Genomic DNA, 20,463 nt, shown 5'->3' on the forward strand with positions numbered 1-20,463 from the left:
TGTCGTTTGATTTGCACCTTGAACTGACTTGTACATTTTGCGGGGAGGGAAGCTCATGAGTTCACCCGACATGATGGTCGAGCTGCGCGGGATTACGAAGCGTTTTCCCGGCATTACGGCCAACGACTCCATCAGCTTGAAGCTGCGCAAGGGAGAGATCCATGCGCTGCTGGGCGAGAACGGAGCAGGCAAATCGACGCTGATGAACATTTTGTTCGGTCTGTACCAGCCGGACGAGGGCGAGATCTGGGTGAAGGGCAGCAAAGCCGCCATCGACAGCCCGACGAAGGCGATCGAGCTGGGCATCGGCATGGTGCATCAGCATTTCAAGCTCGTACAGCCGTTCACCGTGACGGAAAACATTATTCTCGGCAGCGAGCCCCGAAAGGGTTCTTCCATCAACTATAAGGAAGCGAACGAGAAGGTTAGAAACATCTCGGAGCAGTACGGCCTGATGGTCGATCCGAAAGCAAAAATAGAAGATATTTCTGTTGGGATGCAGCAGCGTGTCGAGATTTTGAAAACGCTGTATCGCGGGGCGGACATTCTCATTTTCGACGAACCGACCGCCGTGCTCACGCCGCAAGAAATTCAAGAGCTGATGGATATTTTGCGCCGGCTCGCCGCCGAAGGGAAATCCATCATTCTGATTACACATAAGCTGAAGGAAATTATGGCGATTGCCGATACCTGCACGATTATCCGGCGCGGCAAGGTTATTGATTCGGTGAAGGTTGCCGAAACGAATCCGCAGCAGCTGGCCGAGAAGATGGTCGGGCGCAGCGTTACGTTCAAGGTCAATAAGACCAAGGCTTCGCCGGGAGCTCCGGTGCTGCAGATCCGCGGCCTGTCGGTTAAGGATAACCGGAACCTTCCCGCCTTGAACAGCCTCTCGCTCGAGGTGCGGGCCGGAGAGATTCTCGGACTCGCGGGTGTGGACGGCAACGGACAAAGCGAGCTGATCGAGGCGTTGACGGGGCTGCGTTCTGTGGATAGCGGAGAGATCGTACTGAAGGACAAGCCGCTGACCAACCAGTCCCCGCGGTTCGTCTCCGAGGCCGGCGTATCGCATATTCCGGAGGATCGGCATAAACACGGACTCGTGCTGGACTTCTCGATGAGCGAGAATATGGTATTGGAGACGTATTACCAGCCGAAGTATAACCGCGGCGGCTTTTTGAACAGCGAGGCGATTGAGACGCAGGCGCAGCGGCTGATTAGCGAGTTCGACGTGCGTACGCCAAGCATCCATACGAAGGCGCGCGCGCTGTCGGGCGGGAACCAGCAGAAGGCGATCATCGCCCGCGAGCTGGATAAGGATCCCGAGCTGTTGATCGCGGCGCAGCCGACCCGGGGACTGGACGTCGGTGCCATCGAATTCGTGCACCGTAAGCTGATCGAAGCCAGAGATCATGGGAAAGCCGTGCTGCTGATCTCGTTCGAGCTGGATGAGATTCGGAACGTATCCGACCGGATTGCGGTCATTCACAGCGGCCAGATTGTCGGCGAGGTGGACCCCGAAACGACGAATGAGGAAGAGTTGGGGCTGCTGATGGCCGGCGGACATGGACAAGGAGGGACCGGCCATGGATAAATTGATTAAAATCGTAACCAAAGACTCGGCGTTGGTCCCGCTTGTCGCGATCTTGATGGGATTGCTCTTCGGAGCGCTGGTGATGCTGGCCGGCGGCTACAATCCGCTGACCGCCTATAGCGCGCTGGTGGGCAAAGTATTCGGGGACCCTTACGATTTCGGCGAGACGATCCGTGAGATTACTCCGCTTATTTTGACGGGACTGTCCGTTGCTTTTGCATTCCGGACCGGGCTGTTCAATATTGGGGGAGAAGGACAGTTCATGATGGGGATGACTGCCGCCTCCGTTATCGGGATCAAGCTGCAGCTGCCTTGGTTTATTCATGCGCCGCTTGCTGTCGTCGCCGGTGCGCTGATCGGCGGGCTGTGGGGCGCGCTTGCCGGATATTTGAAGGCAAAGCGGGGCGTTAACGAAGTTATCACAACCATTATGCTGAACTGGATTGCGTTGTTTTTGTCCAACTACGTGGTCAATCAATTTCTGCTGCAGCCGGGACAGCAGCGTTCGTATCCGACGCAGGATTCGGCCTCGCTTTCGATCGGCTGGCTGTCCGAATTGATGGGCAACGCCCGGATGCATTGGGGGACGGTGATTGCTTTGGCGGCAGCAACGGTATTCTACGTGCTGCTGTGGAAGACGAAGCAAGGCTATGAGCTGCGCGCCGTCGGACATAATCCGCACGCGGCCCGCTATGCGGGAATGAACGTGAACCGCAATATCGTCAAATCGATGTTTATCAGCGGCATTTTCGCAGGACTCGCCGGCGTCGTCGATGTGCTGGGCGTGTTCCATTACCAAACCGTGGTGGCCGCTTCACCGGGCTATGGCTTCGACGGGGTCGCGGTAGCGCTGCTGGGAGGCAATACTCCGCTTGGCGTTGTGCTCGCCGCCGTATTGTTCGGCTCGCTCACGTACGGGTCCGCCGGGATGAGCTTCGCCGCAGACGTTCCGCCGGAAATCATCCGCGTCGTCATCGGCTCGGTTATCTTCTTTGTAGCGACTCACGGTATCGTGCGCTGGGTACTGCTCCCGATATACGCCAAACGGAAAAAAGAGGAGGCGGCTTAGATGGAGGCATTGAATATTTTCGGCGAGCTGATCAACACCACGCTGGTGTTTTCCACTGCGCTGATCTTTGCCGCCTTGGGCGGTATTTTCTCGGAGCGGTCGGGCATCGTCAATATCGGCCTGGAAGGGCTGATGGTATCCGGCGCGTTCGCCGCCGCCATTGCCACGCATTTCGCCGAGAAGGCGGGAATGGATGGAGCGGCGCCGTGGATCGGCCTTGTCGCCGCCCTTATTTTCGGGATTGCCTTCTCCCTGATTCATGCCGTGGCGACGGTTACGTTTAATGCGAACCAAGTCGTAAGCGGCGTCGTCATCAACTTTTTGGCGGCCGGGCTTACGGTCTATCTGGTCAAAATTCTTTTCGAAGGGTCGGGACAAACGGAAACGCTGAATGCGGTATTCACCAAAGTGGCGATTCCAGGACTGTCTTCCATCCCGCTGATCGGCGAGGCCTTCTTTAAAGCTTACCCTACGACGTACCTGGCGCTCATTTTGGTGGCCGTGACCTATTACGTCATCTACAAAACGCCGTTCGGCTTGCGTTTGCGATCGGTAGGGGAGCATCCGAGCGCGGCCGACACGATGGGGATCCGGGTCTCCCGTTACCGGTATATCGGCGTTATGATCAGCGGAGCGCTCGCCGGACTTGGCGGGGCGACGATCACGCTGACAACGACGAGCAGCTTTTCGCATAATACGATTTCCGGTCAAGGGTTTATCGCTCTTGCGGCGATGATCTTCGGCAAATGGCACCCGGTCGGCGTGTTGGGAGCCGCGCTCTTCTTCGGCTTTGCTCAAGCGCTCCGCAACTTCGTGCAGCTCTTCGATTTTGCCAAGAGCATTCCGATGGAGTTTCTCTTCATGCTGCCTTACGTGCTGACGATTCTGGTGCTTGCCGGCGCCGTAGGCCGGGCAGTGCCGCCCGCTTCGCTTGGCGAGCCTTATGAACCTGGCAAACGATAATTCTTTGGCGAACAAGGACGCAACGTTCCGAAACGGAGCGTTCGCGGTCTTGTTCTTTTTTTTGTGAAAACGGGAGGAGAAACTACTTTTCCATAGAATGTTAACTAATAGGACATGGCAGCCCGCAACGGTCGGGTGCCTCTCGATGATCGATTATCTTTCTGATAACTGCAGGCTCGAAACAGGAGGCACGCATGAACTTTGACGTGGACTTGGACCTCACTTCACATGCTCTTTTTTACCGAACGTTTCAGTATAGTCCAAATGCGATAGCTCTCGTTTCTGCCGATGGTCGCTGTCTTGCGGCCAATCCGGCGTTGTGCCGGCTCTTGAATGAGACCGAGCCGAATTTGAAAGAACGGGCGATCGCCCAGCTTTGCCATCCGGACGATGGCGGCGTTTGGGCCGAGTTTTGGCAGGAATTGACCCACGATGTCCAGGATGAGAGTCCTCATGAACGATCTCTTCGCTTCCTTCATCGGGAAGGGGACGCCATACCCGTTTGGGTCAGCGTGACACGCTGTTCGTACGAAAAAAATGAAGCGCTTACTTGCTATATTGCACATATCTCGGCTTGTGATCCCGGCCGCTGGCAGCTGTATGAAGAACGTTACCGTTCGTTATTTGACTATCATCCCGATCCGATGTTTGTGTTGAGCTTGGACGGTTATTATATGGATGTGAATCCCGCGTTCGAGAAGCTTGCGGGCTATACGCGGGAGGAAATCGCGCGGATGCGGCTTCATTACCGCACGATGATCGACACCTCAGAGCACGGCAAGGTTCGCGATTGCCTGGCGTTGGTGGCTCAAGGGGCACCTCAGCGTTTTGACATTGTTGGGATTGACCGATGGGGGCAGTACCAGAACCTTGATGTGACGGTTATTCCTTTTGTCGAGAACGGTCGGATTACGGCGCTGCAGGGCATCAGCAAAAATGTTACCGAACAAAAAAAGCTTTGGGAGCATTTGTGCGAAAGCCAAAGGCAGTACGAGCTGATATCGTCCCATAGTCAGGACATTATTGCGCTTTGTGCGCCGAACGGCAGCATTCAGTATATTTCTCCGGCCGTATATACGCAGCTTGGGTACGACCCGCAGGAATTGATCGGCGTTCCGGGACAAACGCTGGTTCATCCTGAGGATTGCAAGCGTGCCTTCGATTCCGTCGCCACGGCTCGTTCGGACGAGACCCGGCATATGCTCCGAAAGCGGCATAAACAGGGTTATTACATTTGGTACGAAAGCTCCATTAAATTTATTCGGGACCAGCATGGCGACGTTTGCAACATTGTGGCCGTGGCGCGGGATATATCAGAGCGAATGCAAGCGCAGGAACAGCTGTTCCATAGCGAAGAAAAATACAGGTCGCTGGTGGAGGAACTGCCCGTAGCGGTATTTATCCATCAAGCGGGCCGGTGGGTTTACGCCAACGATACCGCGGTCAGGCTGCTTGAGGCATCCGCTCCGGAGGAACTGCTCGGCCGGTCGGTTTACGAGTTTCTTCACCCTGACTATCACGCGATCGTGCACAACCGGATTCGCATGATGGAGGGCGGCCAAGCTCTGGCTCCGATGAAGCAGAAGCTTATGACGGTCGGCGGCCGGCCGATCGATGTGGAGGTGTTCTCGTTTCCTACCTGGTTCGAAGGGCGGTTCGCGACCCGGGTGATGGTAAGGGACATTACTGATGCCGAGAAAGCGCGGGAGCTGCTGGAGCACTCTGAAAAGCTGTCGCTTGTAGGCCAACTCGCCGCAGGTATCGCGCACGAGATCCGTAATCCGTTGACGGCGATCAAGGGTTTCATTCAACTTCTTAAATCGAACGCGTCGGACAAGCCGTATTATTACGATATCATCTCCTCCGAAATTAACCGGATCGAGGAAATCATCGGTGAGATGCTGGTGCTGTCCAAACCGAAAGAGGCGCAAATTCGTCCGCAGGACATCCGCCCTCTGATCGGCCATGTCGCTACGTTAATCGACGCGCAGGCGATTATGAACAATATCGTGATCGTTACCGAATATGAGGAGGACTTGCCTCTGCTGGAGTGCGACGAGAACCAGCTCAAGCAAGTGTTTATCAATCTGTTGAAAAATGCGGTCGAAGCGATGCCGAATGGGGGAAAGCTGACATTGCAAGTGGCTGCGGAAGCCGGGGGAAGGCAGATCGCCGTGCGGGTCATCGATCAAGGCTGCGGCATCCCGGCAGAGAAGCTGGCGAGCATTGGCCAGCCTTTCTACACGACCAAGGAGCAGGGAACCGGGCTTGGCATGATGGTGAGCATGAAGATTATTGAGAATCATGACGGTACGATGTCGATTGCCAGCGAGGAAGGGCAAGGAACGAAGATCGAAATCCGCTTGCCGGTCAAGGCTCGTCCCAAGGAAAGCCCGGCGTATGATGAGCATCATCCGCCAAGAGTCGGAGATTAGCGGGGGAAACGGAAACAAAGTGCTTTTGTGCCGCAGGTTATGCGTACGAAGCACTTTGTTTTGCGTTACGGTCAAGTTTCTTCTTCGCCCGGATCATCGCCTTCGGCATATCCTTCAACCAGAAAGCCTCCGAACGGCTCCAGCAGCTTTTGCACGAAAGCGGAAAGGGGCTCGGTACGATCCAGCCGGTAATAGGCTTCAAGCGCTTCGTGCAGCTCTTCCGCCAAAGCCGGATCCGACTGCTTGAGGCTGCGCTGCAGCCATTTTCCGTCTCCGATCCAGAAGCCGCCTGTCCGCGCTGCGAATTCGGCGAGCATCCCGGCGAGCTTTGCCGTTATGAACAAGCCTTCGGCTCGCAAGGCGCTGCATTCCAGGTCCGTCAGCGTCTCGCCGATTTCATACCGCGCCCGGTCCAGCTCTTGGACGGACCAGGCCGGAGGGCCGGCATCCAGATCGCGTCTGGCTTCCTCGATGATGACCGCGACGTGTTCGTGACCGTGCAGCACGATACCTTCCGAGCACATCCGCAGCAGGGAGGGAATGGCCGATTCCACCGCCTGATCGAAAAAGTAGCGGTACGTATCTTTATTCAATACGAACGCTTCGATAATCCATCCGAAAGCCCGATAAGTTTTTCGAAATGGTCCGGCTTGGGATTCGTCGAATAGAACGAGGTCCAAGTCCGACCCTGGTGTCGCGCCGCCCTGGACAACACTTCCGGCCAGGATGGCCGCTTCGCTTTGCGGAAACCGCATATTCACAAACCGCTGTGCGGCTTCGAGGCCCGACAGGCTCATAGTAGCATCACGCTCGACTTGATCAGGATAGTTCAACATATGCTTAAGCCGGCCTGAAATTGCTACATTTCGCCACGACGTTCATCATTTTCGGGCAATGAACAGAGCGTGCTCCAAGGAATCGCGGTTTGCGGCGATCAGATCGTCGTGTGCAAGCGACGTTTGCCAGACGGATGCGTCGAGCACGGTTCCCGGGTCCATCACCTGGTTCATATCGGGGTAGGCAATTTGGTCGTCCGTGGTGTGCTCGACAAAGGGGGAACGGTCGCAAACGGTGATCTCGGCAAAGCCGGACGCCTGAAGCAGTTCGATCCACTTTTGTTCCGTAAGCAGGGCGTTCAGCTGAAAAAAGCCGGTGACTTCCCGGTAAGCCTGCTCCGTGATCGAGGGGGTTGCAATCACCTCCCGGTCGTAAAGAATACCTCCGGGCCGGAGCACCCGGCCGTACTCGGCCAACGCCCGCCCGATGTCGGCAAAATTCGTAACCGATTCCGCCAGCACGATGTCGAAGGTCGCGGCTTCGAACGGAAGCGCCGTGATGTCTCCTTCCACGAACCTCACGTCAAGCTGCTCGGCTTCGGCCCGGAGCTTCGCTTTGGCCAGCATGTCGTGACGAAGGTCGAGCCCTATAATATCAAACCCTTGCTTCGCCAGATAGCAGGACGTTCTTCCCGTTCCGCATCCGACCTCCAGCACCCGGCTTCCCGCAGGCAGCGGAAAGCGGGAAAGCTGGGACATGGTGGCAGAGAAGCCGCCGGGGTGCGCGCTTCCGACGCCCAAACGGGACAGCATATCCAAGTAGTTCACCGCACTGCTCCTTCCTCTTCCAAAAATACAGATCACTGTATTGTATGGAAAGGGAGGGCATCCGGTTATGGATGGATGTCCGGGGTGCGCAACTTTTTTACGGGCTTCATTTTGCCGTAGTTCAACAGCTCCGATACGGTAACGAAACGGAAGCCGCGCTTCTTCAGCTCGGGTAAAATTTCTTTGAGCGCATCGGCGGTCTGGCCTTTCCCTTCCACGTAATCGTGGAACAGCACGATATCCCCGCTACGCGCATGGCTAAGAACCTTGTTGACGATTTTGTCGACTCCCGGCGTATCCCAGTCCTTCGTATCCTGATGCCAAGACCACATCACGACCGTATATCCTTCATTCCTCGCCATATCAATCATCTTCTCGTTGTAGAACCCCCCCGGCGGCCGGAACAGACGGCATTTCTGACCGGAGGCGGCATAGATGACATCCTCTGCGCGCTGTATATCTTGTTTCAGCTTGGCGACGGATCCGTTTCGTTTAAAATACGTATGGCTATACGTATGATTAGCCAGCTCGTGACCTTCCTCCGCTTCGCGCTTCACCAGCTCCGGAGACCTCTCAACCTTGTTGCCGACAAGGAAAAATGTCGCCTTCGCTTGGTATAGCTTGAGAGTATCGAGAATTTGCGCGGTATCATCCGGGTCGGGGCCGTCGTCGAACGTAAGCGCAATGACTTTTTCCGCGGTCGGCACTTCCCAGATGACTTCGCCTCGCTGTTCGTAGTAGGCTCTTCCTTTGCGGGGCACGCCCTCCGCCGTAACGGAGGAGGTCTGAACCATAAGCAGGCCTGCGGCGGCAGCCGCCAATGTAGCCGTAATGATCTTACGTATGACCGATCCCTCCTGAGCGCAATTGTTAGATTTTAGGATGGCCTGTCCGGTGAGGATTATAACGATCTTCGGTTTCTACCTTTTCCCTTGTGTGAAAATGCCATCAAACCGGCAAGCTAATGGCATATCCTTGAAGGTACGGAGGAAACGTATGAAAAAAGGGGTTCTGATCTTGGCTGCGGCTGCGGTCTGCATCGGTCTCGGGTCGCTGCCCGTCCGCGCAGGGGCGCCTGCCGCTCCGGCCAAGCTCACCTTCGTCGTACAGGCTTCGCCCGAATCGGCCATGCGCAGCGAGTTGACGGTCCAATCGCCCAAGCTGCTCAAGAAGCTGCTGCCGGCTAAGGTACGGCCTGTGCAGCAGGTGCCGCTTACGGATGTGTATGCGGTGCTGGAGAAGCAAGGAACGACGGTCCGGTATGCGATCGACGCTAATGGGAACTGGTACGATACGCAGCATCGGCAATCGCTGGAACTGCCCCAGGCCATAAAAGATCGGCTTCGTGGATATGCCAAATCGGTCCGCACCGCCCATTACGGCCAATTGGCCTCATGGGAGGAAGCGCGTCGGACGGTTGCCATGAAAGCGGTATGCCGGATCGTCGACTTGGAGACGGGGCTTGCCTTTCGAGCGCAGCGCCGCGCCGGCAGCAGCCATGCGGATATGCAGCCGCTGACCAAAGCGGATACGGCGGTAATGAAAGAGATCTATAACGGCGCTTGGAGCTGGAAACGGAGAGCGGTATTGGTCGAAAAGGACGGGCGGTCGTTTGCCGCTTCGATGCATGGCATGCCGCATGGCGGCGACGGCATTCCGGGCAACGGGTTTTCAGGGCATTTTTGCGTCCATTTTCTCGGGAGCACGACCCATCGCTCCAAAAATGTGGACCCCGACCATCAATGGATGGTGTACAAAGCGGCAGGCCGCCTGGAGGAAGGCTTCAGGCTTGCTTCGCCTTATGCCGTGGCGGACAGCTTCCTGATCGCGATCAATCAACAGGACCCGCTGCTGTTAAGATACGCTTTCGGCGGTGCAGATGAGAATCCGCAGCTGGCGCAATTCCTGAATGACATGGGCAAAATCAAAGCCATCCGCCGAGCCAATACGCCGAGCATCCAGGATACAAGCGGCCGTCTCGGACTGGAGCTGCCCGTCGAGGTGACGGTTCATGAGGTCGGCCGTCGACCGAAAAAGCAGAAGCTTACCTTTCACTTGAAACGCAGTGACGAGAGCGCCAGATGGGTTATCGAGCGTATCGAACCTCCTTTTTTTGCCCCGGCTAAATAAGTCCGTCCCGTCTGTCGCGCACTCACCGGCGTGATACGGCGGGGCTTTTTTGTGCATAAAATGCAGGGTTTTCAGGAATAATCTGCTACATAGCAGTGGTTCGGATCGATGAGGGGAGGAGGAACGGCCATGCTGCGTTTTTTGTTCCGCCAGCGGCTTCGAAAGCAGCAGACTGCCGGCGAGACTCCGCAAGAACCGATAGCCCGTTTAACGGAATCGGTTACGCACAACGTATCCATGATCAAAGAGCTATTGGGTTCTCCCAACGACCTGATCATCCGCGAATTCAGGGTCGGACCGCACAAGCATCTCTGCTCGTTAATTTCCATCGACGGCTTGACTAATGCCGATCTGCTGGACGAAGAGGTGCTCCGGGTGCTTTTAACCGGAAGATGGCTGGAAACCCACATGGCCCCTACCGAAGGCAGCGCCTTGCTTGACCTGCTGCACAATGAGATTTTGTCGGTAAACAGCATCGATCGGGTAGATTCTCTGGACCAAACGATGCTCAGCGTGTTATCCGGGCTTGCGGCGCTTCTAGTGGACGGTACGTCCGACGCGCTGCTGATCTGCAGCCAGCGTTGGCAGGAACGCCCGGTGGAGGAGCCCCAAACGGAGGCGCTTATTCGGGGGCCGAGGGACGGTTTCACGGAAAATTTGCGGACCAATACGGCGTTGGTGCGCCGTCGGCTCCGCGACCCTCATCTGCGCTACATCTCCTTCCGCATCGGTCGCAGATCGAGGAAGGAGGTCATTCTTGCTTACATCGACGGCATCGCTCATCCCGATCTGATCGCGGAAGCAAAGCGGCGATTGGAAACCATCGATATGGATGAGGCGGAGGGCTCCGGCTATATCGAACAGTGGATGATGGACAGCTTTCTTACCCCGTTTCCGCTGATTCACAGCACGGAACGCCCGGATAAAACGGCTTCGGCGCTTCTGCAAGGAAAGATTGCTCTATTGGTCGACGGTTCGCCGTTTACGCTGATTATGCCGGTCACCATCGGCACGATGTTTCAATCGCCGGAAGACTATTATCATCATTGGCTCATTTCTTCGTTGATGCGGTTTTTGCGGACGGTTTCCGCTTTTTTGGCGACGTTTCTTCCGGCGCTGTATATTGCGCTCGTCGAATACCATCAAGGGATGATCCCATCGAAGCTTGCTTTTTCGATCGCGGGCTCACGTGAAGGCGTGCCGTTTCCGGCCGTTGTCGAGGCGATGCTGATGGAAGTGACGCTGGAAGTGCTCCGCGAAGCGGGCATCCGGCTGCCCAAGCCCATCGGACAAACGATCGGCATCGTCGGCGGGCTTGTGATCGGGGAAGCGGCGGTGACGGCGGGCATCGTTAGCCCGATCATGGTTATCGTCGTTGCCATTACAGCCATTTCTTCGTTTTCGCTGCCGTCCTATTCGTTTGCGATCTCGCTTCGCATGCTGCGGTTTCTGATCATGCTGGCCGCGTCCATGTTCGGCTTGTACGGGATCGTGCTCGTGTATATCATGATCAACATTCATATCGTGAACCTCAAGAGCTTTGGCGTTCCGTTTACCGCACCGTTCGCGCCGTTCTTTTGGAATGATTGGAAGGATCTCATTCTGCGCGCGCCGGTTACGGTGCTCGAAAAACGGCCGCAGATCATGCAGACGCTGGACAAGGTGCGGATGAACAAAAAGGGTGGACCGAAGGGACAGGAATAAAAAACAGGAAACCTGACGGAAACGGAGGACTTCACGTGAGAAGGTTCGAATACGGCGATGATGAGATTAACGGTACGGAGCTGCTGTTTTCCGTTGCTTCGATGATTCTCGGCCTCGGCGTATTGACGCTGCCGCGTGGCATCGCTAAGGCGGTGCCCTCGTCGGACGGCTGGATCGCCATTCTGATTGCCGGCCTGCTCTGCATGATGTTTACGTGGGTCTTGGCGAAGCTGGCGGTTCGCTTTCCCAAGCAGCCGTTCACCGAGTTCGCGCCCCGTATTGTCGGGAGACCGCTGGCTGTCGTCTTATTCGTATTCTTCTTCATCGCGTTTGCCATGTTCTCCAGCTATGAGGTGCGGGGTGCGGCGGAAGTGGCTAAAGAATATTTATTTACACGTACGCCGGTCGAAGTCATCGGCCTCATTTTTTTTCTGGTTGTCATTTATGCGGCGTCCGGGCCGCGGGTTGGGATCGTGCGTCTGAATTTGCTGTTTCTTCCGTTCGTCATCGTCGTTTTTGTGCTGGTTCTTGTGATGAACGCCGGTTTTTTCGAATTCGAGCAGTTAAAGCCTGTAGGGGTCAGTGATTGGAATAAAATGGGCGAAGGCATCGAGAAAAGCTTGTTTTCGTTTTTGGGTTTTGAATGCATCGTTTTTTATGCCGCTTTAATGAACCGGCCTAAGGATGCGGTCAAGGCCGCCGTCATCGGCATGTCCATACCGCTTATCCTTTATACGGTCTTGTTCATCGTGACGATAGGCGTCTTCTCGGCCAAGGCTACGGCGGAGCTGCAGTATCCGGCGGTGGAGCTGGCCAAAGAAATCGAGGTGCCCGGGGCAATTCTCGAACGTTTTGAGTCGTTTTTTTTTACGATTTGGCTGATGACGATCTTTAATTCCGCTGCGATGACGCTTGACATTTGCATCTGGATCGCAGGCACGTTTTTTCGCCGGTCAAGCAAACGGACAGTAGCTTTCGCCTTGGCTCCGGTCATTTATCTGGCGGGTTATTTGCCGAAAGATTTAACGCAGCTCTCCTCTTACGGGCGGTTGTTCAGCTATGTCGATTTTTTTGCCGGTATTTTGATCCCCTCGCTGCTGCTTGTGATTGCCAAGCTTAGGGGGGTGTCGGGCAGTGCTTAAAACGCCGGTTTCCGTTCTGTTCGCGCTGGTTCTTCTGGTGCTGACGGCGGGGTGCTGGGATCGTGTTGAAATCGACGAGCGGGGCTTTGTGATCGGTGTTGCGATTGATGTTCCAAAAACGTCCCAAAAGGCGGAACAGCAAAAAGCCGGGGGCGAGAAGAGACCCCGAGGGAAGGCGCGATATGCGGTAACGTATCAATTCGTCGTGCCGGGCAAGCTGCAGAGCGCCGGCGGTTCGAAAAGTACCGCCTCGGGCCAGGCTTATCTGAACCTGACGTCGGAAGGTGACGCGCTGTTCGATATCGACAAGCAGCTGGCGGGACGTGCGAGCCGCTATCCGTATTACGAGCATTTAAAAGTGATTGCGATCTCGGATCAGGTGGCGGGGAACGACCATGAATTTGCCCGCGTGCTGGATTTTTTCCTGCGTGAGCCCGAGATGCGGCGCAGCGCCAAGGTATTCGTCACGGCAGGCGAAGCCCGGAACATATTGAATGTCGAGCCCAGCAACGAGAAGCTGCCGGTCATGTACATCAATTCCGTTTCGGAGAATAGTGTAAGGAACGCCAGTATTTTGCCGGAAACGAAGCTGGGGGACATTCATGAGCATTTGCTCGGTAAACGAAGCTTTGTCGTGCAGCGGATGATGAGCGCAGAGGACAGGCACGAGGTAAAGCTCGAAGGGGCGGCGGTAATCCGGGGAGAAAACTCGCAGATGGCCGGGGCGCTTGGGCCGGAAGAGACGGAAGGCCTGAACCTGCTCACCGGAAAATTTCGGACCGGAAATGTGAAAGCCGAAGTGAAAAATAAGCTGGTCGTATGCGATCTCACGATGAAGAAGAGAACCATCGCCGCCGACGTCAGCGACCCGCAGCACATCCGTTTTCAAATTCGTATCGAAGCGGAGGGCGCCATAGGCGAAAGCTACGCGCAGTCGCTCGATTTGCTGAAAAGAAAATCGGTGGATAGGGTAGAGCAGGCGGCGGAGCGGGAGATCATGCGGTTGACGAAGTCGGTGATCCGCAAACTGCAGCGCGATTTTCAGGCGGATGCGATTGGGCTTGGCGCCAACTTGCAGCAGAACCATTACAAAGTATGGAAACAGATCGGCGATAATTGGGAAAAAGGGAAGCGCTACTTTACGCAGTGCGAAATTCAAGTGGAGCCTCGTGTCATTATTCGCCGGACCGGAACGGTAAACCGTTCGAACCGATAGGAGACGATTGCATGATTCAACTCATAAAGGAATATACGCCATCGGGATCGATTTGGCTGTGCGCATTTTTGTCTTGGGCTATTCCTTACACCATTTACCGGATTAACCGCAAGCTGCACGAAATGGCCGATCCGCCTTGGAAGAAGGAGGAACAGGAGAAATCGAACTAGGAAAGGGACCACTCGGATCTTCGGCGGATCGGCCCGGTCAACAGGTGAAAAAGCCCCTGTACACAGCACATGGGGCTTAAGAGAGAACACTACCTGGTCGGGCTCGGTACGTGGCGGCCTGGAGAACCGCCAGGCCAAGGTAGATACCCCGCGCCCGGGGCGTACCCCGGCCAAGTTCGGTATCCAGCGCCTGGAGCGTACCCCGGCCAGGAATGGTACCCCGTGCCTGGAGCGTACCCCGGCCAGAATTGGTACCCCGCTTCTGGAGCGCATCCGTCAGGCCGGGATTGATACCCAGCGCCTGGAGCGTACCCCGGCCAAGTTTGGTACCCTGCGCCCGGAGCGGCCCCCGGCCAGGTTGGATACCCCGCACCCGGAGCGGCCCCCGGCCAGGTTGGATACCCCGCGCCCGGAGCGGCCCCCGGCCAGGTTGGGTACCCTGCGCCCGGAGTCCCCCCCGGCGAGGTTGGATACCCAGCGCCTGGAGCGTACCCCGGCCAAGTTTGGTACCCTGCGCCCGGAGCACCCCCCGGCGAGGTTGGATATCCCGCGCCCGGGGCACCCCCCGGCCAGGTTGGATACCCCGCGCCCGGAGCGCCTCCCGGCGAGGTTGGAAACCCCGCGCCCGGAATACCGCCTGGTACGCCCTGATAGCCCGTTGCCGGAGTGCCTTCATACACACCGGGGCCCCCGCGTTCGTCGGGATGTCTTTCCAGGCTTGCGCCATCGTCCGGTGTCTCGAATTGACTATGCGAATCGATGTAAGGAATTTCCTCGTAACTCATGGAATCCTCTCCCTTTTTGGCTTGGTAGGAAGCATATGTACTACGCTAATGTCCATAGTCCTTACCAAGTATATGAGACGGATACCCAAACGTGACCGAAAAAATGGAAGGGCTTGTTTCTTTTTTTACAGTGAAGGTGAGCTTAATAATCTATTTCGGTCCGACCTGCCCCCTATCGTTCACGTCAATGGCTTCCTCGGCATTATGTCTACCGTAGCCGGGCTGCCTGTAATCCGAGTTGCCCAGTTTCTCCATGATCCGCATCTTTTCGATATGTCCGCGCGTTTCAGGCGTCCCCAGCCGATAGATCATAGCGTACAGCTCCCGTGCTTGGGAGTTGTACTCATTCGTCGCCTCGTCATGGTCCGCCGATTTATAAGGCACTCCCGCGCGGGCAAACGTCTTTTCCGTTTCGGCCACGTAACTGCCCATCAGCCACCGCAACTCCCGAATTTCCTGCTCGGTGGCTTCCACCGCATATTCATAGGAGTAGTTTCTAAGATCCGCGAGCGTCTGCGCATCTTCAATCGTGCCGGAACCGACGGAAACGTAATAGCTTTTTTTGAGCATATTAAACCCCTCCCGTTAAGAAAAACGTAACTCTTCTTAACCTGAAGGGGAGGGCTTGAACCAACCGCCCGTATCACTCCAAAAAAATCGCCACAATCGCCGTAACGATCAGTCCCGCGACGACGGGCTTCAAATTGCGCCGCGCCAGTTCGAACGGATCGACGCCGCAGATGGCAGCCGCCGGGATAAGCGCCCACGGCACAAGGGTGCCTCCGCCGACCCAGATCGCGGCAATCTGCCCGAGTGCGGTCAGCGTCGCAATTCCCGAGCCGATAGCGGCGGCGAATAGACGGGCGATCGAGCCGGCCAGCGAAATGCCGGAGAAGCCGGAGCCGTCAAGACCGGTAATGGCGCCTACGGCCGTCAGCGTGACCGCGCCGATCGCCTGATTGAGCGGCACCGCATGGGCGAGCGCATAGCCGAGATCGTTGACAAGACCGTGCGAGCCTTCGGGCAGCACGCTGCCGAAAATGTCCGTAAGCGCCGAATCGCCAAGGTAAAAGAACGCGGCTATCGGAATGACCGGTCCGAATACCTTAAAGCCGAACAAAAAGCCGTCGATCAAATAGCCGGTCGCCCGCTCCAGCCCTTGACCTCGGTGCGTCAGCAGCGAGACGAGCAGCATTGCAAGCAGCGCGGTTCCGCCGACAAGCGCAGTGGCATCGCCGCCTTGCAGCTTGAACGCGAACATGGCGGCCACATCGGCGGCGAACAGCGTCGCTATGACCCAAGACAGCGCGACCCGGCCCCTGCGCGGCAGAAGGGCTTCTTTGGCCTCCGCCTTGCCGGCTCCCGACTCATAAGCCGCCGCTGCGCTGCCGATGCCTGACGTAAGCCGTCCCTGCCGCATCTCGCGGCGCAGCATCCAGAAGGCGGCGACTGTCGTCACGGCGCCCATGACAATGACGAGCGGCACGCTGGCTTCCATGACGGCCGCAACAGGAATGCCTGCCGCATCGGCCGTCAGCTTCGGCGCGCCCTGGATGACATAGTCGCCGGACAGCGCGATGCCGTGGCCGAACAGGTTCATCGCCATTGCCACGCCGATTGCGGGCAAGCCTACCCGTACAGCTGCCGGCAGCAGAACCGCGCCTACCAGCGCAATGGCCGGGGACGGCCAGAAAAACCACGACATCGTCATCATGAGAAAGCCAATGACCCAGAAAGCAAGCGCCGGGGTCCGAATGAATCGGGCAAACGGCGAGATCATGGTCTCGCCTACGCCGCTTTGTTCCAGCACCTTGCTCATCGCCACGACGATACAAATGATCAGGATCGTGCCAAGCAGCTCTTTCATGGCATAAATAAAGCTGTTGAATACACCGCCGACCGAAGCGTGAAGCGATCCCGTCGAGAGCAGCCCGATCAGCACAATGCCGGTAATGCAGACGATCGTCGTATCCCGGCGCATCACCATGAATCCGATAATGAGCAAAATGAATAGCAGATACACATAATGAAGTGAAATTAGAGTGATACCCAATCATCCCACCTCCACTGGACAAAAGCCTAACGCCTTTGTACTACAGCGTATGCGGACAGCGGAAAAGGGTGAGAACATGCTGTGCTTTTGCCAATGGACCAAGCGTCGGGGCAAGTACGCCAAAAAGACTGCCCTGGGAGCGGTCCGGCTATCACAAATGTCTGCGGCGTCAAGCCTCAGTTGCCGCTCCTGCTTCTTCGCGGCGCAGCACGAATTTCTCGACGACGTGCTTGACGCCATCCTCATTATTGCTGAAAGTCACATAATCGGCGATTTCCTTCAAGGACTCGACGGCATTGCCCATCGCGACGCCAAGCCCCGCTACCTCCAGCATTTCGCGGTCGTTCCAGCTGTCTCCGATACCGATGACTTGCTCGAGCCCGATGCCGAAATGCTCGGCCAGATGCGCAAGCGCATGCCCTTTGGTGCCTTCGATATGCACGATTTCCAGAAAATGCGGCTTCGATTTCGTAATATGCACCTGCCCGCCGGTCAAGCCGCGGAGCCGCTCCGCGACCCGGTCCAGCAGCTCCGGTTCGTCGATGATCAGCAGCTTCATCGAAGGCTGAGCCGCCAGCTCTCCGAAGTCCGGGTACACGGTATAAGGGATTTTCGAAAGCGCGGCATACGCTTTCGCTTTATCGTTGTCTTCCTTAACATACAGCACGTCGTTTACGTACGTTTGCAGATGCAATCCTTCGGATTCGCAAAAATCGAAAATGAGCCGCGCCGCGTTGGCGGGCACGGTCCGTTCGTACAAGACGCGTCCGTCGATTGAATTTTTGACGAGCGACCCTTGATATGTAATCAGCGGCACGTTCAGTTCCAACTGCCCGGCGAGCTGCTTGGCCGAGGCGTACATGCGTCCGGTAGCCAGCGTAACGATGACGCCTTCGGCCAGCGCTGCGGCAAGCGCCCCTTTGGTTCCTTCCGTGATCTGCTTCTCGTCGTTGATCAGCGTATCGTCGATGTCGATTGCAAGCATTTTGTACATGGTGCGGTCTCCACTCCCGTAAAGTCAAATTGCCCTCATTATAACGTACGGCGCGTATTTTTCAAGTTTTTTTGTCGTGGCATCCTTTTGCCCAAGGCTGTCGTTGGAAGGCATTAACGGTACTTTCACATGGGACGGAAATAAATGTCTATTTTTGCGAGTAATTAGTGCTAAAGAAATAGTTCGAATTACCCGATGATTAATTTATAATTCATTTATTCCTATTAAGGCTTAAGCTTGTACGGCGCTTCCCTGGCAGCAATATGCGATACAACAATGAGATGAGGCGGATGGATATGAACTGGATCGCTTGGCGTAAACCGATGATCGCGGTGATAGCGGTCTATTTTGCGGTATTCGCTGCGGCAAAATGGGGCTTTGGGGCGGGCGCGCGCTTTTTCCTGCTGTGGGAGATCATTCCGCCTGCCGCTTCGCTTGCGATGCTGCTGCGGACTTATCGTACCCAGCGGGGCAGCGCGGGAACGTTCTGGCTGCTCATGACCGCGGGCGCCTGTTTCTATTTGCTGGGGCAGCTGGTATGGGCCTTCTATGCTTGGGTGCTGCGGGTTCCTCCCCCGACGATCAGTTTAGCCGACCTGTTCTGGAACCTGCAGACCGGTCTGTTTTTTGCCGCTTTGTTTTATTTGTTGTTCCGGGAAAAAAGCATCTCGCAAGGCATCCGGTTTCTCTTCGACTGCATCATGATCCTATTGATCGTCGGTACGGTAAGCTGGGAATTCGTTATCAGACCCAACCTGCAGGCGATGCTGTCCCATCCCGACGGGTTCGGTCAGGCGGCGGTTCTGTCGTATCCGATTACGGATTTCGGAATATTGCTTTGCCTGTTCGTTCTTCATTTCGCTTATACGCCTTTGTTCGACCGGCGGGTGCTTGCTTTGATCACCTTCGGTTTCGTCGTCTTTATCGGCGGGGACACGGTTTATGTGCTCGACGTGATCTCGGGGAAATATCAGGGAGGGCAGTGGTACGACCTGCTGTGGAGCGCGGGGCTGTTCGCATACGGCTTCGCGGGCTGGCATGCTTCCCACCCCAATGACTGGCCTGCGCCGGAGCCGCGCTTTGTCGCCTATGCCCGTCTGCTGCGTCTGCTTTTTCCTTACGCCGGCTTCGCGATCTTATTCTTGTTAATGCTTAACCGCATCGACAAGCCGGACGCTGTCGTGACAGGAACGATCATGGTTACCGTCCTGATCCTGGCGCGCCAAATCTCCATGCTTTTGGAGAATGAAAGTCTGGTCAACCGGCTCAAGCAAATGCTCGAAAAAAGCGAGTTTCTTGCATCGCACGACGATTTGTCCGGGCTTCCGAATAAGCGCTTGTTCGAGCGGAAGGCGCAGGAAGCAATCGAGAACGCCTCGTTGGACGGACAGCCGCTTGCGGTGCTGTTTCTCGATCTGGACCGCTTTAAATACATAAATGACAGCCTGGGCCATGTGACGGGAGACGAATTAATTCGTCAAGTGGCGGAACGGATTCGGGGAATTGTTCCGGAGACGTACATCGTCGCGCGCCAAGGAGGCGACGAATTTACCATTCTGACCGGTCCGCTCACCTCTTCCCGGCAAGCGCAAGCGCTTGCGGAATCGATTCTCCGGGTTGTCGCCGAGCCTTTCAAGGTCGGGGTTCACGAGATTCAGACCTCAACGAGCATCGGCATCGCCGTGTACCCGGAAGACGGCTTGACCAAAGCCGATCTGATGAAGCATGCGGATGCGGCCATGTATCAGGCCAAAGAGCTGGGCGGAGGCCGGTTCCGGTTCTTTACGCCGACGCTGAAGGACGGCATGCTGAGAAGCATCCTGATGGAGCGCGCGCTGCGGCATGCGCTGGATCATGACGAGCTGTTTCTGTGCTACCAGCCGCAGGTATGCTCTAAGGAATTGACGATCGTTGGGGCGGAAGCGCTGCTGCGCTGGAGGAATGCGGACGGGCAGCTGGTGCCGCCTTCCGACTTTGTGCCGCTCGCGGAGGATACCGGCTTGATCGTGCCGATCGGCGATTGGGTCATTCGGAAGGCGTGCAGGCAAGCCGTCGAGTGGGAGCGGGCAGGAAGGCCGCCGCTGAAAATTGCGGTGAACGTCTCGCCCAGACAGCTTGTGCAGGACGGCTTCGTAGACAAGGTGGCCGATATTTTGAAGGAAACGGGAATGGCTGCCGGCCGGCTGATTATCGAAATTACGGAAGGCGTCGCGCTGCAGAATACGAAGGAAACGACCGATACGCTGCTGCGCCTTAAAGCGTTGGGGCTGCATATCTCGATGGACGATTTCGGTACGGGGTATTCGTCGCTCGGCTACTTGCGGACGTTCCAGGTCGATTCGCTCAAAATCGCACAGTCGTTCGTCGGGGAAATGGCCGAGAACGAAGGGCATGCCGGCATTGTCAGAGCGATTATGGCTATGGCCCGGAGCCTGAATTTATCGGTTGTGGTCGAAGGGGTGGAGACGGAGGAACAGGTGAAGCTGCTTCAGACGATCGGCGACTGTACGATTCAAGGGTATTATTTTTATAAACCGCTGCTGCCTGACGAATTTTCCGCTGTACGGGATAAGGTAAAGCAATAAAACCCGCAGTCCTGAACGA

Annotated in this window: 17 protein-coding genes; 10 read left to right on the top strand and 7 right to left on the bottom strand. The window is 56.3% G+C overall.

Going from position 1 to position 20,463, the window contains the following annotated elements; genetic code table 11:
• The first annotated feature begins 55 nt into the window (after positions 1-55).
• The 4 genes from KQX66_RS11635 (at position 56) to KQX66_RS11650 (ending at position 6,061) form a co-directional block, all read left to right on the top strand.
• Positions 56-1,594 carry an ABC transporter ATP-binding protein gene (locus KQX66_RS11635; protein WP_216792623.1) on the top strand — a complete coding sequence of 513 codons (1,539 nt, stop codon included), beginning with the start codon at positions 56-58 and terminating at the stop codon, positions 1,592-1,594.
• Positions 1,587-2,663, top strand: coding sequence for an ABC transporter permease (locus KQX66_RS11640; protein WP_216792624.1), 1,077 nt, complete (start codon positions 1,587-1,589; stop codon positions 2,661-2,663). The genes KQX66_RS11635 and KQX66_RS11640 overlap by 8 nt, the downstream gene beginning before the upstream one ends.
• Complete coding sequence (locus KQX66_RS11645) at positions 2,664-3,626, top strand: ABC transporter permease (RefSeq protein WP_216792625.1); 963 nt, start codon at positions 2,664-2,666, stop codon at positions 3,624-3,626. It abuts the gene before it with no gap.
• Between the two features lie 194 nt (positions 3,627-3,820).
• Positions 3,821-6,061, top strand: coding sequence for a PAS domain-containing sensor histidine kinase (locus tag KQX66_RS11650; RefSeq protein ID WP_216792626.1), 2,241 nt, complete (start codon positions 3,821-3,823; stop codon positions 6,059-6,061).
• A 71-nt stretch (positions 6,062-6,132) separates the two neighbouring features.
• Here KQX66_RS11650 and KQX66_RS11655 read toward each other — a convergent pair whose 3' ends face one another.
• The 3 genes from KQX66_RS11655 to KQX66_RS11665 form a co-directional block, all read right to left on the bottom strand.
• A complete protein-coding gene (locus KQX66_RS11655; RefSeq protein ID WP_253957083.1) occupies positions 6,133-6,897 on the bottom strand; it encodes a nucleotidyltransferase domain-containing protein in 765 nt (254 codons plus the stop codon).
• Positions 6,898-6,942: 45 nt separating this feature from the next.
• Positions 6,943-7,665 carry a class I SAM-dependent methyltransferase gene (locus tag KQX66_RS11660; RefSeq protein WP_216792627.1) on the bottom strand — a complete coding sequence of 241 codons (723 nt, stop codon included), beginning with the start codon at positions 7,663-7,665 and terminating at the stop codon, positions 6,943-6,945.
• Between the two features lie 65 nt (positions 7,666-7,730).
• Positions 7,731-8,459 carry a polysaccharide deacetylase family protein gene (locus KQX66_RS11665; protein ID WP_216792628.1) on the bottom strand — a complete coding sequence of 243 codons (729 nt, stop codon included), beginning with the start codon at positions 8,457-8,459 and terminating at the stop codon, positions 7,731-7,733.
• A gap of 202 nt (positions 8,460-8,661) precedes the next feature.
• On the opposite strand from KQX66_RS11665, the gene KQX66_RS11670 reads away from it, so the two are divergent.
• The 5 genes from KQX66_RS11670 (at position 8,662) to KQX66_RS11690 (ending at position 14,027) form a co-directional block, all read left to right on the top strand.
• The gene (locus KQX66_RS11670; protein WP_216792629.1) at positions 8,662-9,795 is read left to right on the top strand and encodes a hypothetical protein; all 1,134 of its coding nucleotides are present in this window, start codon (positions 8,662-8,664) and stop codon (positions 9,793-9,795) included.
• Positions 9,796-9,924: 129 nt separating this feature from the next.
• Positions 9,925-11,499, top strand: coding sequence for a spore germination protein (locus KQX66_RS11675; protein ID WP_216792630.1), 1,575 nt, complete (start codon positions 9,925-9,927; stop codon positions 11,497-11,499).
• A 35-nt stretch (positions 11,500-11,534) separates the two neighbouring features.
• Positions 11,535-12,641 (top strand): GerAB/ArcD/ProY family transporter, encoded by a 1,107-nt coding sequence (locus tag KQX66_RS11680; protein ID WP_216792631.1) that lies wholly within the window; start codon positions 11,535-11,537, stop codon positions 12,639-12,641.
• Positions 12,634-13,857, top strand: coding sequence for a Ger(x)C family spore germination protein (locus tag KQX66_RS11685; protein WP_216792632.1), 1,224 nt, complete (start codon positions 12,634-12,636; stop codon positions 13,855-13,857). The genes KQX66_RS11680 and KQX66_RS11685 overlap by 8 nt, the downstream gene beginning before the upstream one ends.
• An 11-nt stretch (positions 13,858-13,868) precedes the next feature.
• Positions 13,869-14,027 (top strand): hypothetical protein, encoded by a 159-nt coding sequence (locus KQX66_RS11690; protein ID WP_216792633.1) that lies wholly within the window; start codon positions 13,869-13,871, stop codon positions 14,025-14,027.
• Between the two features lie 89 nt (positions 14,028-14,116).
• On the opposite strand, the gene KQX66_RS11695 is transcribed toward KQX66_RS11690, so the two are convergent.
• The 4 genes from KQX66_RS11695 to KQX66_RS11710 form a co-directional block, all read right to left on the bottom strand.
• On the bottom strand, positions 14,117-14,812 hold the full coding sequence (locus tag KQX66_RS11695) for a hypothetical protein (RefSeq protein ID WP_216792634.1): 696 nt from the start codon (positions 14,810-14,812) through the stop codon (positions 14,117-14,119).
• Positions 14,813-14,962: 150 nt separating this feature from the next.
• Positions 14,963-15,382, bottom strand: coding sequence for a hypothetical protein (locus KQX66_RS11700; protein ID WP_216792635.1), 420 nt, complete (start codon positions 15,380-15,382; stop codon positions 14,963-14,965).
• A gap of 73 nt (positions 15,383-15,455) precedes the next feature.
• The gene (locus KQX66_RS11705; RefSeq protein WP_438804188.1) at positions 15,456-16,799 is read right to left on the bottom strand and encodes a hypothetical protein; all 1,344 of its coding nucleotides are present in this window, start codon (positions 16,797-16,799) and stop codon (positions 15,456-15,458) included.
• A 235-nt stretch (positions 16,800-17,034) separates the two neighbouring features.
• Positions 17,035-17,859 carry a Cof-type HAD-IIB family hydrolase gene (locus tag KQX66_RS11710; RefSeq protein ID WP_216792637.1) on the bottom strand — a complete coding sequence of 275 codons (825 nt, stop codon included), beginning with the start codon at positions 17,857-17,859 and terminating at the stop codon, positions 17,035-17,037.
• 296 nt (positions 17,860-18,155) lie between these two features.
• Here KQX66_RS11710 and KQX66_RS11715 point away from each other — a divergent pair, with 296 nt between their 5' ends.
• Positions 18,156-20,444 carry a putative bifunctional diguanylate cyclase/phosphodiesterase gene (locus KQX66_RS11715; protein WP_253957085.1) on the top strand — a complete coding sequence of 763 codons (2,289 nt, stop codon included), beginning with the start codon at positions 18,156-18,158 and terminating at the stop codon, positions 20,442-20,444.
• Positions 20,445-20,463 lie beyond the last annotated feature (19 nt).

Origin of the sequence: Paenibacillus oleatilyticus, from assembly GCF_018998565.1 — a bacterium.
GTDB classification, from domain to species: Bacteria; Bacillota; Bacilli; order Paenibacillales; family NBRC-103111; genus Paenibacillus_G; species Paenibacillus_G oleatilyticus.